This is a genomic window from Kosakonia sp. H02 (assembly GCA_030704225.1).
In the GTDB taxonomy this organism is placed as follows: domain Bacteria; phylum Pseudomonadota; class Gammaproteobacteria; order Enterobacterales; family Enterobacteriaceae; genus Kosakonia.
This window is the reverse complement of record CP131915.1, coordinates 1,730,802-1,747,754: the sequence shown is the minus strand read 5'-3', so window position 1 is coordinate 1,747,754 and position 16,953 is coordinate 1,730,802. Positions and strand designations below refer to the sequence as shown.

Annotated in this window: 14 protein-coding genes; 6 read left to right on the top strand and 8 right to left on the bottom strand. The window is 53.5% G+C overall.

The features are described from left to right. Window positions 1-56: 56 nt before the first annotated feature. Window positions 57-551 carry a leucine-responsive transcriptional regulator Lrp gene (lrp, locus tag Q5705_08315; protein ID WLI78529.1) on the bottom strand — a complete coding sequence of 165 codons (495 nt, stop codon included), beginning with the start codon at window positions 549-551 and terminating at the stop codon, window positions 57-59. 52 nt (window positions 552-603) lie between these two features. After that, window positions 604-741: a hypothetical protein gene (locus Q5705_08310; GenBank protein ID WLI78528.1), complete on the bottom strand. Its 138-nt coding sequence runs from the start codon at window positions 739-741 to the stop codon at window positions 604-606. 362 nt (window positions 742-1,103) lie between these two features. Here Q5705_08310 and trxB point away from each other — a divergent pair, with 362 nt between their 5' ends. From trxB to infA, 5 genes are all read left to right on the top strand, one after another. Next, the gene (trxB, locus tag Q5705_08305) at window positions 1,104-2,069 is read left to right on the top strand and encodes a thioredoxin-disulfide reductase (protein WLI78527.1); all 966 of its coding nucleotides are present in this window, start codon (window positions 1,104-1,106) and stop codon (window positions 2,067-2,069) included. A 114-nt stretch (window positions 2,070-2,183) separates the two neighbouring features. Beyond that, the gene (gene cydD / locus Q5705_08300) at window positions 2,184-3,950 is read left to right on the top strand and encodes a cysteine/glutathione ABC transporter permease/ATP-binding protein CydD (GenBank protein ID WLI78526.1); all 1,767 of its coding nucleotides are present in this window, start codon (window positions 2,184-2,186) and stop codon (window positions 3,948-3,950) included. Further along, window positions 3,951-5,672 carry a cysteine/glutathione ABC transporter ATP-binding protein/permease CydC gene (cydC, locus tag Q5705_08295; protein ID WLI78525.1) on the top strand — a complete coding sequence of 574 codons (1,722 nt, stop codon included), beginning with the start codon at window positions 3,951-3,953 and terminating at the stop codon, window positions 5,670-5,672. 105 nt (window positions 5,673-5,777) lie between these two features. Then, entirely contained in the window at window positions 5,778-6,479 is a 702-nt protein-coding gene (aat, locus tag Q5705_08290) for a leucyl/phenylalanyl-tRNA--protein transferase (GenBank protein ID WLI78524.1), read from the top strand. 288 nt (window positions 6,480-6,767) lie between these two features. Next, window positions 6,768-6,986, top strand: a complete 219-nt coding sequence (gene infA, locus Q5705_08285; protein ID WLI78523.1) for a translation initiation factor IF-1 — start codon at window positions 6,768-6,770, stop codon at window positions 6,984-6,986. A gap of 142 nt (window positions 6,987-7,128) precedes the next feature. Here infA and clpA read toward each other — a convergent pair whose 3' ends face one another. The 3 genes from clpA to Q5705_08270 form a co-directional block, all read right to left on the bottom strand. After that, window positions 7,129-9,417, bottom strand: a complete 2,289-nt coding sequence (gene clpA, locus Q5705_08280; protein WLI78522.1) for an ATP-dependent Clp protease ATP-binding subunit ClpA — start codon at window positions 9,415-9,417, stop codon at window positions 7,129-7,131. Window positions 9,418-9,448: 31 nt separating this feature from the next. Continuing rightward, window positions 9,449-9,769: an ATP-dependent Clp protease adapter ClpS gene (gene clpS / locus Q5705_08275; protein ID WLI78521.1), complete on the bottom strand. Its 321-nt coding sequence runs from the start codon at window positions 9,767-9,769 to the stop codon at window positions 9,449-9,451. Between the two features lie 328 nt (window positions 9,770-10,097). Next, a complete protein-coding gene (locus tag Q5705_08270) occupies window positions 10,098-11,357 on the bottom strand; it encodes a hypothetical protein (GenBank protein WLI78520.1) in 1,260 nt (419 codons plus the stop codon). Window positions 11,358-11,828: 471 nt separating this feature from the next. Here Q5705_08270 and cspD point away from each other — a divergent pair, with 471 nt between their 5' ends. After that, the gene (cspD, locus tag Q5705_08265; GenBank protein WLI78519.1) at window positions 11,829-12,050 is read left to right on the top strand and encodes a cold shock-like protein CspD; all 222 of its coding nucleotides are present in this window, start codon (window positions 11,829-11,831) and stop codon (window positions 12,048-12,050) included. A gap of 63 nt (window positions 12,051-12,113) precedes the next feature. On the opposite strand, the gene macB is transcribed toward cspD, so the two are convergent. The 3 genes from macB to Q5705_08250 all read right to left on the bottom strand — a co-directional run bounded on the left by macB (window position 12,114) and on the right by Q5705_08250 (window position 16,943). Continuing rightward, on the bottom strand, window positions 12,114-14,060 hold the full coding sequence (gene macB, locus Q5705_08260; protein ID WLI78518.1) for a macrolide ABC transporter ATP-binding protein/permease MacB: 1,947 nt from the start codon (window positions 14,058-14,060) through the stop codon (window positions 12,114-12,116). Further along, a complete protein-coding gene (gene macA, locus Q5705_08255; GenBank protein ID WLI78517.1) occupies window positions 14,057-15,172 on the bottom strand; it encodes a macrolide transporter subunit MacA in 1,116 nt (371 codons plus the stop codon). Before macA ends, macB begins: the two co-directional genes overlap by 4 nt. 112 nt (window positions 15,173-15,284) lie before the next feature. Then, window positions 15,285-16,943 carry an ATP-dependent endonuclease gene (locus Q5705_08250; protein ID WLI78516.1) on the bottom strand — a complete coding sequence of 553 codons (1,659 nt, stop codon included), beginning with the start codon at window positions 16,941-16,943 and terminating at the stop codon, window positions 15,285-15,287. Between the last annotated feature and the right edge of the window lie 10 nt (window positions 16,944-16,953).

Below are 16,953 nucleotides of genomic sequence, written 5' to 3'. Positions count from 1 at the left end.
CTGTATGGATTAACAGGAGTGTAATCAAAAAACAGCGATTGTGCACCTGTTCCGTATTAGCGCGTCTTAATTACCAGACGATTGCTCTGTTTGACTTCTTCCATCACTACATAAGTGCGGGTGTCGTTAACGCCAGGCAGACGCAGCAGAGTTTCCCCTAACAGCTTGCGGTAAGCCGACATATCCGGTACGCGCGTTTTCAACAGGTAGTCGAAATCGCCTGAAACCAGATGACACTCTTGAATTTCTTCAAGTTTTTGCACAGCAGCGTTGAATTGCTCAAACACATCCGGCGCGCCACGATTCAGAGTAATCTCAACAAATACCAGAAGTGATGCATCCAGATAATGCGGGTTAAGCAGCGCCGTATAGCCCTGAATAAACCCTTGTCTTTCCAGCCTGCGCACGCGCTCAAGGCACGGCGTCGGGGAAAGCCCCACTCGTTTAGAAAGCTCGACGTTGGAAATACGCCCATCTTTTTGCAGTTCGTTCAAAATATTGCGATCGATGCGGTCGAGATCTTTGCCAGGGCGCTTCTTGCTATCTACCATTATTATTGTCTCTCTGTATTCCTTCCCTACTCCTGTCTTGACCCTGTGCACTTCACTGTTCAGGATCGTTGCCCATCGTATTAAGCAGGGCGCAAATATATTCACGCGACGCATAATCCCAGGGGCAGTATTGAGAAGACCGTTGCCTGTGGCCGCTATCGATATCACGAATGGCGTCTGTCCACGCCATACGTAGATTTCGCTAGCACGGTAAAATGGCATTTACATGCGTGCATTTACTTCACGCGCGAAATACTGCTTTTTTTTCTTCCTTTGATGTTTTCGCAAAAGCGCAGGGGATTGTCAAAGCAAAACATCTTTTTTTAGTACAACATGCCAGATATTCATCAAGGTCACTCTCTAATCCTCATTTATTCACCTTATAACTGACTTTTTCTCAGTAGAAATTGTTATATCTCGAGGGTGAAACATCGCCGGGTCATCGGTCATTTCTATTACACATATCGTTAACAAAATCGCTGCGCCCTTTTTTTACGCCGGTAAATTCCCTACAATCCAGCCCAATGTCTGCCAAACAACAATGAGGATCTCATGGGTACGGCCAAACACAGTAAGCTGCTTATCCTTGGTTCAGGCCCTGCCGGTTATACCGCTGCGGTCTATGCTGCGCGCGCAAACCTACAGCCGGTTCTGATAACCGGTATGGAAAAAGGCGGCCAGCTCACCACCACGACCGAAGTGGAAAACTGGCCGGGCGACCCGCACGATCTGACCGGGCCGCTGCTGATGGAACGCATGCATGAACATGCCACCAAATTTGAAACTGAAATCATTTTCGATCACATCAACAGCGTTGATTTACAAAACCGTCCTTTCCGTCTGGTCGGCGACAGCGGCGAATACACCTGCGATGCCTTGATCATCGCCACCGGCGCTTCCGCACGTTATCTGGGGCTGGCCTCAGAAGAAGCCTATAAAGGCCGCGGCGTATCCGCCTGCGCGACCTGTGACGGTTTCTTCTATCGCAACCAGAAAGTGGCGGTCATCGGCGGGGGCAACACCGCAGTGGAAGAAGCATTATATCTGGCGAACATCGCCTCTGAAGTGCATTTGATTCACCGTCGCGACACTTTCCGCGCGGAAAAAATCCTTATCAAACGCCTGATGGATAAAGTGGAAAGCGGCAATATTGTGCTGCATACCCACCGTACGCTGGAAGAAGTGACTGGCGATCAGATGGGCGTGAGCGGCCTGCGTCTGCGCGATACACAAAACGCAGACAACGTTGAGTCACTGGACGTTGCTGGCCTGTTTGTGGCGATCGGTCACAGCCCGAACACCGCGATTTTCGACGGTCAGCTGGAGCTGGAAAACGGCTACATTAAGGTGCAGTCCGGTATTCACGGCAACGCAACGCAGACCAGCATCCCGGGTGTTTTTGCAGCGGGTGACGTGATGGACCACATCTATCGTCAGGCGATCACTTCTGCGGGCACCGGCTGTATGGCCGCGCTGGATGCAGAACGTTATCTCGACGGGCTGGCTGAAAGTAAATAATCTTTACAAGTCAGTAACAAAGGTAAATAAGGCGACTATAAGTCGCCTTTATTTTTGCTCCGTTGTAACATTGCGCAGGCTAAAAATCCGATAACTTCACCTGCTAAGCGCGCAATGAATAAAACCCGTCAGCAAGAACTTACTCGCTGGTTAAAACAGCAAAGCATCATTTCCCGTCGCTGGTTGACGCTTTCCCGCCTTCTTGGGGTGGTCAGCGGCGTACTGATCGTGGCACAAGCGTGGATCCTGGCGCGCATCCTCAATCATATGATTATGGAGAATATCCCGCGCGAAGCCCTGCTGCTTCCCTTCACCCTGCTGGTGTTGATTTTTATCCTGCGCAGTTGGGTGGTGTGGTTGCGCGAGCGTGTCGGTTTTCACGCGGGAGCACGTATTCGCTTTGAGATCCGCCGCCGCGTACTGGATCGCCTGCAACAGGCGGGCCCGGCCTGGATCCAGGGGAAGCCCGCAGGCAGCTGGGCAACACTAATCCTTGAGCAAATCGACGATATGCACGATTTTTACGCCCGCTACTTGCCGCAAATGGCACTGGCCGCCAGCGTGCCGCTGCTGATTGTTATCACCATCTTCCCCATTAACTGGGCGGCCGCGCTGATTTTGCTCGGCACCGCGCCGCTGATCCCGCTGTTTATGGCGATGGTCGGCATGGGCGCAGCCGATGCTAACCGCCGCAACTTCAAAGCACTGGCGCGTTTGAGCGGCCATTTCCTTGATCGCTTACGCGGCATGGAAACCCTGCGTATTTTTGGCCGTGGCGAAGCGGAAACCGACAATATTCGTCGTGCTTCGCAGGATTTTCGCAGCCGGACCATGGAAGTGCTGCGCCTGGCCTTCTTATCTTCCGGGGTGCTGGAATTTTTCGCCTCCCTCTCCATTGCGTTGGTGGCGGTCTATTTCGGTTTCTCATACCTCGGTGAGCTGAATTTTGGCCATTACGGTACCGGCGTCACACTGTTTGCCGGTTTCCTTGCGCTGGTGCTGGCACCGGAGTTTTTCCAGCCGCTGCGCGATCTCGGGACTTTCTACCATGCAAAAGCACAGGCGATTGGCGCTGCCGATAGCCTGAAAACCTTTATGGAAGCCCCGCTCGCCCATCCGCAACGTGGCGATATCGTTCTGAAATCTGATGAACCGGTGACGCTGACGGCGCGCGATCTGCGACTGAAATCGCCCGATGGGGCCGTGCTCGCCGGGCCGCTCAACTTCACGCTGGCAGCCGGTCAGCGCGTGGTGGTTGTGGGTCGTAGCGGCTCGGGGAAAAGTTCGCTAATTAATGTGCTCTCCGGTTTCCTGCCTTATGACGGTTCGCTTTGCGTCAACGGCGTTGAGTTAAACGCGCTCAATCCGGATGCCTGGCGCGAGGCGATTAGCTGGGTCGGCCAAAACCCCCAGCTTCCGGCAACGACGTTGCGCGAAAATATCGTGTTGTCGCGCCCCAATGCCAGCGACGCTGAGCTCCAGGCTGCACTGGATAAAGCCTGGGTGAGCGAGTTCCTGCCACTGTTGCCGGAAGGACTGGAAACGCAACCCGGCGATCAGGCTTTTCGCCTCTCTGTCGGCCAGGCGCAACGTGTGGCCGTCGCCCGCGCCCTGCTCTCTTCCTGTCAATTGCTCCTGCTGGATGAACCGTCTGCCAGCCTTGATGCGCACAGCGAGCAGCGTGTGATGCAGGCGCTGACGGAGGCTTCTCATCAACAGACCACGTTGATGGTGACGCACCAGTTAGAAAACCTGGGCGAATGGGATGCAATTTGGGTCATGCAGGATGGGCAAATTGTTGAACAAGGCAGCTATGCCGAACTTGCCGCCGCGCAAGGGACATTTGCCGGGCTCCTTGCCCATCGCCAGGAGGAGATTTAAATGCGCGCCTTACTGCCTTATCTGGCGTTGTATAAACGCCACAAATGGATGCTGACGCTGGGCGTCATTCTGGCAATTGTGACTCTGCTGGCAAGCATCGGTCTGCTAACCCTTTCGGGCTGGTTTCTGTCGGCGTCCGCCGTGGTTGGCGTTGCCGGAATTTATAGTTTCAACTATATGCTGCCCGCAGCAGGCGTGCGCGGCGCGGCCATTACGCGTACCGCCGGGCGCTATTTTGAGCGTCTGGTCAGCCACGACGCGACCTTTCGCGTACTGGAACATTTGCGCGTTTCCACGTTCAGCAAACTGTTACCACTTTCCCCTGCCGGGCTGGCACGCTTTCGTCAGGGCGAATTACTGAACCGCGTGGTTGCGGATGTCGACACGCTGGATCACCTCTATTTACGCGTTATTTCCCCGCTGGTGGGGGCGCTCGCCGTGATCATGGTTGTGCTGGTTGGTTTAAGCGTGCTGGACATCTCTCTGGCGCTGATGTTGAGCGGTATCATGCTGGCAACATTACTCGTGCTGCCGCCGCTGTTTTATCGCGCGGGTAAACCCGTTGGTGAAAATCTTACGGCTCTGCGCGGGCAATATCGCCAGCAGTTAACCAGTTGGTTGCAGGGCCAGGCGGAGTTAACCATTTTTGGCGCCAGCCAGCGTTACCGCGATCAACTGGAAAATACGGAGCTGAGCTGGCATGACGCCCAGCGTCGTCAGTCCGATTTGAGTGCCATCTCCCAGGCGCTGATGCTGTTAATTAGCGGCGCGGCGGTGATTACAATGCTGTGGTTCGCCGCCGGCGATGTGGGCGGCAATACGCAACCCGGCGCGCTGATTGCGCTGTTTGTCTTTTGCGCGCTGGCCGCTTTCGAAGCGCTGGCGCCGGTTACGGCCGCCTTCCAGCATCTTGGGCAAGTCATCGCATCGGCCACCCGCATTACGCAACTCACTGATTGTCAGCCGGAAGTCACTTTTCCTGATGATAACTGCCCTGTTCCGACGCAGGTCGGCATCGAGTTTTCGGCGCTGTCGTTTAGCTATCCAGGGCAGCCGCAAAAAGCACTGGAGAATATCTCCCTGTCGATTGCCGCAGGGGAACATATTGCGATCCTCGGTCGTACCGGCTGTGGGAAATCGACGCTGCTGCAACTGTTGACGCGCGCCTGGGATCCACAGCAGGGTGAGATCCGTTTAAATGATCAGCCGCTGACCCATTACGCTGAACCCGCGCTGCGCAACCTCATCAGCATGGTGCCGCAGCGGGTGCATCTGTTCAGCGCAACGTTGCGCGATAACTTATTGCTGGCCTCGCCGCAGGCCAGCGATGAAATGCTGAGTTCGATGCTGGTTCGTGTCGGGCTGGAGAAATTGCTCGACGATAACGGCCTGAATGCCTGGCTTGGCGAAGGTGGGCGTCAGCTTTCTGGGGGTGAACTTCGCCGCCTGGCGATTGCGCGTGCGTTATTGCATGACGCTCCGCTGGTGTTACTGGATGAGCCGACCGAAGGTCTGGATGCCTCAACTGAGAGTCAAATACTTGAATTACTTAATGATGTGATGAAAGGTAAAACCCTGTTAATGGTTACCCATCGTCTGCGCGGACTGTCGCGCTGCGATCGGATAATTGTGATGGACAACGGACAAATTATTGAGCAAGGTAATCACGCAGCGTTAATGGCGAAACAGGGGCGGTATTACCAGTTTAAGCAGCGTCTGTAGTGGGTATTGTCATTTTGTCGTTCTTGCTCCAGCAGCGCTAAAGTGAAACGCACATCATGACGATATTTAGAAGGGTCCCTAGTCGCGTTGTGGAGCGTTGCGGTCATGCGCCTGGTTCAGCTTTCTCGTCATTCTATTGCTTTCCCTTCGCCGGAAGCGGCGCTGCGTGAGCCCAACGGGCTGTTGGCGCTCGGCGGTGATTTAAGCCCGGCGCGGTTATTGATGGCTTATCAGCGGGGAATTTTCCCCTGGTTTTCCCCCGGCGACCCGATCCTCTGGTGGTCGCCCGATCCGCGCGCCGTGCTGTGGCCAGAAACGTTTCACGTCAGCCGCAGCATGAAGCGCTTTCATAAAACCTCCCCTTATCGCGTTACGTTGAATCACGCTTTCGGCCAGGTTATCGACGGCTGCGCGGAAGATCGTGCAGAAGGGACCTGGATAACGCCTGATGTGGTGATGGCCTACCACCGGTTGCATGAACTGGGACATGCGCACTCGATCGAAGTGTGGGAGGGCGATGCGCTGGTGGGCGGTATGTATGGCGTTGCTCAGGGGGCGCTGTTTTGCGGTGAATCGATGTTCAGCCGCCGCGTGAACGCCTCAAAAACGGCGCTGCTGGTATTCAGCGACGAGTTCGTGCGCATGGGCGGTAAATTGATTGATTGTCAGGTGTTGAATAGCCATACCGCCTCCCTTGGCGCAGTTGAAATCCCCCGCAGGGATTATTTGCAGCATATCGCCGAATTGCGTAAGCATCCGCTCCCTTCGCATTTTTGGGTGCCGCGTCGGCTGTTCCTGTCGCAGTGAAGAATGTTTTCGGCACATTTGTGCTTAGAGTGTTATAATGGTCGCTCGTAGCAGCTTTTGCCTGTTGCCCCGCCTCATCCGGGAGTCGTTCGTATCAGGGATGCCCTTCGTTTTACTTCACCGCTCCCCTTTACGGTTGCGCATTGCGCGCGCTCCGGCTGTGGCGTGCGGGGAATGGGCAAAAGTTGTTTTGCTGTGTTTTATCAGCACGAATCTTTACTTAACAGACGAACTTCGGCATTATCTTGCCGGTTCAAAAATTATGGTAGTGATACCCCCGAGGATTAGATGGCCAAAGAAGACAATATTGAGATGCAGGGTACCGTTCTTGAAACGTTACCTAATACGATGTTCCGCGTAGAACTGGAAAACGGTCACGTGGTCACTGCGCATATCTCCGGTAAAATGCGTAAAAACTACATCCGCATTCTGACGGGCGATAAAGTGACTGTGGAACTGACCCCGTACGACCTGAGCAAAGGCCGCATTGTCTTCCGTAGCCGCTAAGATCTTCCGCTAGCACAACAATACGTGCACATATTGAAATTTAAAGGCCGGGTAACTCCGGTCTTTTGTATTTTTGTTGCTTAATGCAGGCATAAAAAAACCGGGTTTCTGAGAACCCGGTTTTGTCACTTAACAACAGAGATTAATGCGCGGCTTCCGGTTTGTGCTTCTGCGCACTCTGGAAACCATACTCCAGCTCATTTTTCTCTTTATTCAACGTCACCGTGACCTGGCCGCCATCAACCAGCGAACCGAATAACAGTTCGTTAGCCAGCGGTTTTTTCAGGTTATCCTGAATTACACGCGCCATTGGGCGAGCGCCCATTGCGCGGTCGTAACCCTTCTCGGCCAACCAATCGCGTGCTTCCTGACTGACTTCAAGCGACACACCTTTCTGATCCAACTGCACCTGAAGCTCGACGATAAATTTGTCGACCACCTGATGGATAACATCGGTAGACAAATGATCGAACCAGATAATGTTGTCCAGACGGTTGCGGAACTCCGGCGTAAAGATCTTTTTGATCTCTTCCATCGCATCGGTGCTGTTATCCTGGTGAATAAGACCAATGGATTTACGCTCGGTTTCACGCACCCCGGCGTTGGTGGTCATCACCAGCACCACATTGCGGAAATCCGCTTTACGCCCATTGTTATCGGTCAGCGTACCGTTATCCATTACCTGCAACAGCAGGTTAAAGACGTCCGGATGTGCTTTCTCAATCTCATCAAGCAGCAGAACCGCATGGGGATGCTTGATAACCGCATCAGTCAGCAAACCGCCCTGGTCAAAACCAACGTATCCCGGAGGCGCACCGATCAAACGGCTCACGGTGTGACGCTCCATATACTCGGACATATCGAAACGCAGCAGTTCAATACCCAGCGCTTTCGACAGCTGTACCGTGACTTCGGTTTTACCCACACCGGTTGGGCCGGCAAAAAGGAAGGAACCTACCGGTTTATGGTCTTGCCCCAGGCCTGCACGGCTCATTTTGATGGCTTCGGTTAAAGCCTCAATCGCTTTATCCTGACCAAACACCAGCATTTTCAGGCGGTCGCCCAGGTTTTTAAGCGTATCGCGATCGCTTTGGGAAACACTCTTCTCAGGAATACGCGCGATACGGGCAACAACCGATTCGATGTCCGCCACGTTGACGGTTTTCTTACGTTTGCTCACTGGCATCAAACGCGCCCGCGCACCCGCTTCGTCGATAACGTCGATGGCTTTATCCGGCAGATGACGGTCATTGATATATTTCACCGCCAGCTCAACCGCTGCACGCACCGCTTTTGCCGTATAACGCACATCGTGGTGCGCTTCATATTTCGGTTTCAGACCATTGATGATCTGCACCGTTTCCTCTACGGACGGCTCAGTGATATCGATTTTCTGGAAGCGACGCGCCAGAGCGCGATCTTTTTCGAAGATATTGCTGAATTCCTGATAGGTCGTCGATCCCATCACGCGAATCTTACCGCTCGACAGTAACGGCTTAATCAGGTTCGCGGCATCGACCTGCCCACCCGACGCAGCCCCTGCACCGATGATGGTGTGGATCTCATCGATAAACAGAATACTGTTGTTGTCCTGCTCAAGCTGTTTCAGCAGCGCTTTGAAACGCTTCTCGAAATCACCGCGGTATTTGGTACCTGCAAGCAGCGAGCCGATGTCCAGCGAGTAAATGGTGCAGTCGGCCATAATTTCCGGCACATCACCCTGCACAATACGCCAGGCCAGCCCTTCGGCAATGGCGGTTTTACCGACGCCAGACTCTCCTACCAGCAGTGGGTTATTTTTACGGCGACGGCAGAGCACCTGAATCGCACGCTCAAGCTCTTTACCACGACCAATCAGCGGGTCGATACCTCCCACGCGAGCAAGCTGATTAAGGTTGGTGGTGAAGTTTTCCATACGTTCCTCCCCGCCTGCTTGCTCTTCGCTGCTCGCCTGGCTGCCACTGCTGCTACCCGCGTCAGAGGATGGGCCTGGCTCGTCTTTACGCGTGCCGTGAGAGATGAAGTTCACCACGTCGAGGCGGCTGACTTCGTGTTTGCGCAGCAGGTAAGCCGCTTGCGACTCCTGCTCGCTAAAAATGGCAACCAGCACGTTCGCGCCGGACACTTCGCTGCGCCCGGAAGACTGAACGTGGAACACCGCGCGCTGAAGAACACGCTGGAAGCTGAGCGTCGGCTGAGTGTCGCGCTCTTCTTCGCTCATCGGCAGTACGGGTGTGGTTTGTTCGATGAAGGCCTCGAGTTCCTGTCGCAGCGCCACCAGGTCCACTGAACACGCTTCCAGCGCTTCGCGGGCCGAGGGGTTACTGAGCAGAGCCAGTAACAAGTGCTCGACAGTCATAAACTCATGTCGGTGCTCGCGCGCTCTGGCGAAAGCCATGTTTAAACTGAGTTCCAGTTCTTGATTGAGCATAGGCACCTCCCCCAAGTTTTATTGCCTGACTTCAGGCTTTTTCCAGCGTACACAACAACGGATGCTCGTTCTCCCTGGCGTACTTGTTCACCATGGCAACTTTCGTCTCCGCGACCTCGGCAGTGAAAACACCGCAGATGGCCTTACCGTGATAGTGAACCGTAAGCATCAGTTGCGTTGCACGTTCTACATCATAAGAAAAGAACTTTTGTAGCACGTCAATAACAAATTCCATCGGCGTGTAGTCATCGTTCATTAACATCACTTTGTACATCGATGGCGGTTTGAGCGCGTCGCGCAGTTTCTCTTCCGCCAATTGGTCAAAATCCAGCCAGCTATTGCTCTTGCCCATCGTTAGCGCTTCATCTTAGGTTACAGATACCGGCTGCTTCTAATCGGCCGATTACATGAGTTTAGATGCTTTTTCAGTCAGCATCAGATGTCAGGCAACTATAATGGATCGCCCTGCGGTTGAATAACAGCATAAACTGAAAGGTTGTGAAGGAACATACTGCTAGTAACTCATTATATTGCGATATTATAGGTTATTTTGGCAATCCTTGCTATTTTGCTAATGTAAAAAAAATTCATGTTTCGAAGAATCTTATCTGCTTATTTTTACAAGACGTTTAAATAAAAAAGCGAACCACTAAGGGCTCGCTTTTTTATCAGAAAAATAATTATTTATCCAGCGCCAATAATGTAGTCGCCATATCTGCATAAAATTCGTTTACGTACGCTTGTGGAATAACATCCAGGCCAATAAAATCTAAATGATCCCAATCTTTCATAACCGGATAATAACTCCATTGTCCTTTAACAGGATTACCATCATACGGTTTTGCATTATCACCGAAGGGATAGGAACTGGACACGACATTGACCTCTCCATCATTCGGCGTCCATGCAGCAGTGATTAAAGGAGTTTCAGGATCGGAGGTTGTTTTACCCATATAGGTCGCAGAAGGGACTAACGCTGGGTTGGTATAAACAGAGGGGATCTGCCAGGAAGTGAACGGCACGCCAACGGTAGTTGTCCCGGTATACGAGAAATAATAGACATTGGGCTTAGTCTCAATATTCTTTTTATTCGCCGTCACGCCAACAACCGACAAATCATAAGAAGCGATGTCTTTGGAATTCCAGATGCTACTGGCGAACACGTCGTCAATATAGTCAGACAGACTTTCATCCGGGTCACGGCGTAAGCCGAACTGATCTAATTTAAAATCATAAACAAATGACGATAGCGATGTCACTCCGGCAATGCTGGCCGCGCTGCGAATCAAATCTTCAGCAAGGCCAACAATCAAGTTTTTGTTTTGCGCATAAGAAGTTCCATTGTTAGGCGTGGCAACGGTGGACACGCTGAAAACATAATCTTTACCCCCTTCGAAAAGCGGCGAGATTTCTGTTTCCGGGTGAGCTTCATGGTAAGCGCGTTCTTCCTCGTTACCATCCTGCAACATATCCACTAGCTGGCGACTGGATAATCCCCCCATGCTATGACCAATTAAATGGATTTTATGGTGCTCATCCCATTTCGGGTAGAGACCCGGAAAGGTTTTCCCGTAGCGGGCATGGTTCGCTTTTTGCGAATGTGCAGCACCATAATCCACCGTGCCGCCTTTAATGTAGTAATACAACTCAACCGCGCGATCCCAGTTACTTGAAACCGGGCCGACTGCCGCTGCATAAGATTCAACACCGTTACCGTTTAAATAAGCAATTGTGTCATCAAAACCGCCCCAGTATTTAAAGCCCAGCATTTCATCCGTCCCCCAGCCCGCTAAGCCATGAACAAAGACCAGCGGATAATGATTGCCTTTAACGGCCATATTAGCTGGCGCGGCATCAACAGTTTCAGCAATAACAGAAGAGGAATTAATAATTGCGGCAGACACAAGCAACGCCAGCGATATTTTTTTAAAAGCTTTCAAGATATTTACATCCCATTTTTAATTACATTAACTTTCCTTCGTTAATAGTAACCTGCCAGCACCGCACTTTTTCACCCCTTAATTTTTCATAATAGCCAGGAATTTTCTCCCTCCTGTATTGAATAATCGCATTATCATGCTCAACACAGGGATAACATTACTTTCAGATAATTCACGGAAAATAATAAGTAATTAAAACTCATCATTGATTTGATTAGATTTACTGGAATATTGCGTAACACACGCGCGCAAAACGCTAATATTCGAGAGCTCCGTCACATTTCTTTGTCATAGCGTTAACTGCTTCAAAGAATTGATGCGCCGCCTCCCAGAATCCCCGCCAAAGGCTTGACGCGTTATACGAATTATCTAAATTGTACAGTCGAGAGTTGGCGAGGTTTTGAACAACCCGCTACTCCACCACCGGTTCATTCCATCTTACTTAATAAGATTTACGAAGGATGTCGAAGCATGGAAACGGGTACTGTTAAGTGGTTCAACAATGCCAAAGGGTTTGGCTTTATCTGCCCTGAAGGCGGCGGCGAAGATATCTTCGCGCACTATTCCACCATCCAGATGGATGGTTACAGAACGTTAAAGGCCGGGCAGACTGTCCGGTTTGATGTACACCAGGGCCCTAAAGGCAATCATGCCAGTCTTATCGTGCCCGTTGAACTGGAAGCGATGGCCTGACGCCTGTTACTTCACTGTGTACATGATGCAGTTAAATGCCAGCCCATGAGGCTGGCATTTTTATTACTCGCGGGCCAGCGCATCCACCGGGTCGAGTCGGGCGGCATTGCGGGCGGGTAGCCAGCCAAACAGCACACCGGTGAACGTTGAGCATAAAAACGCGGTCAGCAGCGCCACTGGTGAAAATCCAATTTCCCAGCCGGGCAAAAAAAGCTGCAACGTAAACGCGATTAGCATCGACAACGTCACGCCCAGTGCGCCACCCACCAGGCAAACGAAAACCGCCTCAATCAAAAATTGCGACAGCACGTCGCCCGCCCGTGCGCCTACCGCCATCCTGATACCAATTTCGCGCGTACGCTCGGTGACGGACACCAGCATGATATTCATCACGCCAATACCACCAACCAGCAGTGAAATGACTGCCACCAGGGTGAGAAACAGTTGTAGCGTCCGTGTGGTCTTCTCTGCCGTTTTTAATACGCCGTCCATATTCCAGACGAAGAAATCCTTTTTGCCGTGGCGCAAACTGAGCAGCCGCGTCAGTTGTTGCTCCGCTTGCTCGCTGCTGTAGCCCTCATTCACACGCACCGTAATAGAGTTCAGCCACGACTGGCCCATAATGCGCCCGGCGATAGTGCTGTAGGGCAACCAGACGCGCAGGATCTTGCTGCTGCCGAACATCGACTGCTTCTCTTGCGCGACGCCAATCACCGTAGCAGGCATATTCCCCACCAGAATCACTTCACCTACCACACTGGCTTTGTCAGGGAAAAGCTGCCGACGGGTGTTACTGTCGAGCACCACCACCTGCGCGCGGCCATTCTGCTGCTCGGCATTAAACGATGCGCCTTCGCTAAAGGTCATGCCATAAACATTAAAATATTGCCCGCTCACGCCATTCGCGCTGGCTGCCACATCAATATTGCCGTAACGCAGACGCAAATTTTGCGACACCGCAGGTGTGGCGGAACGCACCCACGGCTGCTTCTGGATAGCGAGCAGATCGTCATATTTCAGCGCTTGCTGATACTGCGGTTCGTCATCGCCAAAATCTTTGCCGGGGTAGACATCAATGGTGTTGGTACCGATGGAGCGGATATCTGCCAGCACCAACTGTTTCGCCGCATCCCCCACCACCACAATCGACACCACAGAAGCAATGCCAATAATGATGCCGAGCATGGTGAGCAAAGTGCGCATTTTGTTCGCCGCCATCGCCCGCCAGGCCATGGTCAACGCCTCCTGAAAACGGCTGACAAACTGCCGCCAGCCACCCGCTTGCGCAATCGCCATATCGTGCTGTGCGGACGGGGTAACAGCCTGCTTTGCCGGAGGGTTACTGATTATCTCGCCGTCGCGGATCTCAATAACCCGCTCGGCCTGCGCGGCGACCTGCGGATCGTGAGTAACGATAATGACCGTATGGCCGCGATCGCGCAGTTGATGCAGGATAGCCATCACCTCCTCGCCGGAATGGCTGTCCAGCGCACCGGTAGGTTCATCGGCCAGAATCACCTGCCCGCCATTCATCAACGCGCGGGCAATACTGACACGCTGCTGCTGGCCGCCGGAAAGCTGCGACGGTTGATAATCCGTACGCTCCTCCAGCCCCAACCGCGCCAGCAACTCTTTTGCCCGTGCCAGCCGTGCTTTGCGCTCGGTTCCAGCGTACACCGCCGGGACTTCGACGTTTTGCGCAGCGGAAAGATGAGAAAGCAGATGGTAACGCTGAAAGATAAAACCGAAATGCTCGCGGCGAAGCTGTGCCAGCGCATCACCGCTCAGGGTGGAAACATCCGTGCCCGCCACGCGGTAGGTGCCGCTGGTCGGTTTATCCAGACAGCCGAGAATGTTCATTAGCGTCGATTTGCCGGAGCCGGACGCACCGACAATCGCCACCATTTCACCGGCATTGATATTCAGGGTGATGCCTTTCAGGACTTCAACCTGCCCGTCGCCGGACGGATAACTGCGGCGAATATTATTCAGCTCAAGCAACGCCGTCATTGCGCCGCTCCGTTTTTCTGCTCGCCGATGACTACTTCATCGCCAGCATCAAGGCCTTTGACCACCACGACTTCGGTATCGTTACGCGAGCCGAGCGTCACTTCCCGCTCGCGGGTTTCGCCATTGCGCAGCACTTTCACTTTATAACGATTGTCACCTACCGGTTCCCCGAGGGCCGACAGCGGAATGGTCAGCACATTTTTCTGCCCGGTGAGTTGAATATGAACCTGCGCGGTCATTTCGAGGCGCAGCACACCCTGCGGGTTAGGCACTTCAAAACGCGCGTAATAAAAAATGGCGTCGTTCACCTTTTCCGGCGTCGGCAAAATATCTTTTAACACGCCTTCGTAGCGGGTTCCCGGATCGCCCAGCACGGTAAACCACGCTTTCTGCCCCGGTTTGAGGTGAATCACATCCGCTTCGGAGACCTGCGCTTTCACCAGCATCGTGCTCATATCTGCAAGGGTAAGGATATTCGGTGCCTGCTGCACCGCGATCACCGTTTGTCCCTGTAACGTAGTGATTTGCGTCACTTCACCGGCCATCGGGGCCAGAATGCGGGTGTAATCAAGGTTGGTTTTCGCCGTATCCAGTGTGGCCTGGTTGCGTTTGATTTGCGCATCGATAGTGCCAATTTGCGCCTCTTTCACCGCCACATCCGTCGCCGAGGTGTCGAGATCCTGGCGGGAAACAAGGTGGCTTTGCACCAGTTTCTGCTGGCGGGCATAGGTCACCTGCGCCAGTTTCAACTCGGCCTGCGCCTGGCGGCGCTGCGCCCGTAGCTCCATCAATGTTGCGTCAACTTCTTTAATCTGGTTCTCAGCCTGATCCGGATCGATAATGCCCAGCAATTGATCCTTTTTCACTTTGTCGCCGATATTGACCGACAACGTTTTTAACTGGCCGTTGACCTGTGCGCCGACATCGACTTTACGTAGCGCATCCAGTTTTCCGGTGGCCAGCACCGTTTGTTGCAGCTCGCCCGGGCGGACAATCAGCGTCTGGTATTGTACTACCGGCGCGTTTAACTTCCCCCACAGCCAAAAAGCCGCCAGTAAAACAATGACGACAAGCGCAATGAGTCCTGTCCTGCGTTTTCCCTTCAGTTTCATAAATATCCCAAGTAATCGGACATGCGGTGTACAGAAAGCGATTTTAACGAAACAAATCCGCAGAGGAACCTCAAGTTGCCTTTTTTATGCGATATCGCTTTCCCGGCGAAACCTAATCCGCTCTCCCGCGCGCCAGCCACAGCACGCGGGAGAACATTTTACGAAACAGTGGCGGCACCGACTCGACACCGCGCCTGCCCGCCTCCATTGCCACTTCAATGGCTAAATCCGGCTTCGATGAGTGATGTATCGCTTTGGCGATCACCCGCCGGGGGTTAATCGGCACGTGTTCAGGCAGTTGCGCCACACGATGATAAACAGTGTCAAACCCTTCGCGGTACATAAAATGTTCCATATCCCGCGCGGGCAGCTCGGTTAAATGCTCCCGGGTTCGCTCATGATCGTTATCCAGCAGGCTACGTACGATAGCCGCGTATTTTTTCCCCGCTTCGTCGCCATCGACCAGCACATGCCACTCGATGCCCATGCGCCGGGCGAATTTAACCAGCGGTTTTAAACCCGACTGAGCAAATTCGATGATTTTGATCCCTTCGGCGTCAAAATGGTGACCGCACTGGCGCGCCAGCTCGCCAATCACCCAGGTCTCCGTCTCGCCTTCCACCAACAGCCAGCACCGCGCAAACAGCGAAGCAGGGCGATTAGCGCGAATGTGAAACGCAATGCGCCGCCCATCTTCGGCGCTTAACCCGCCCGGCCCCAGCCGCCAGGCAGCCACGCGCGAAGACTCGCGCACCAGCCGACATACATGTTCCACCGGCGTGAGGGAAAGCAACTCGCTGGAGTTCGTGGTGGTGACCTGCTGGAGCGGCAGCAGGTTCAGCAATTGCCAGGCGACAGAGAGCATAATCGGGTGCAGCCGCGTTTCAGGATCTTCCACCAGCAGCAACGGGCGCGCATCGCGGTCGAGATGCACCGTACCTTTGGCCTGTAACAAGGTCGAGAAAAAGCCCAGCAGGATCACCCGGTACATGCGCCCGCCGGGCTTATCGATCATGCGGTTAATAATGTCGAGATAGCGCCAGCTTCGCTGCTCATCATGGGAGCGGCGGCGCATCAGACGCTGGTGCGACGCCCCGCTGCCCTGCTCGGCAAAATAGTGCTCCAGCAGTTGCACCATTGCCGACAGGCCGTGGCGGATCTGCGCATCGGTAAGGTTTTGCGGGCGGGAAACCAGCTCGCGCGAGAGGAAATCAAGCTGCCGCGCGGTGGACTCCATCAGCGGTGTATCGGGCATGCTACCGTTGCGAATGCGGCGCATAAAACGCGCATCGCGTAAACGCAATACCGGCGACAGCCGCACCAGATGGCGGGCATATTCATCAATATCATCAAGCGGCAGCAAATGACCTTGTGCATCAAGGAAACCGCGCAGTGTCATTACGCTGCCCTCTTCCGAGAGCTCACCTTCATGGCGGTAAAAGAGGCGGTGATAACCGTCATCGCCAGGAACCCAGCACGCCGCCAGCGGGCGGTAGCGCCGGGTGCGATGCCGCCCCGGTTCAGATTCGCGAAAGGTGAGAATAATGTGCAGATGGTGTTCGCGCCCCTGAATATCGCCCGGCGGGAACCAAAAGTCGTCGCGAACAAAATGGTAGAGATCCGTTTGTGGCGACAGTAACAGTGTTAGCGCATCCAGCAGGCTCGATTTGCCCCACGCATTTTCGCCGATCAGCACGTTATTTTTTTCGAGCATCAGCGATAACCGATTAATACCGCGAAAACCCACAATATCTACACGCTCCAGAATCATGCACCCTCCG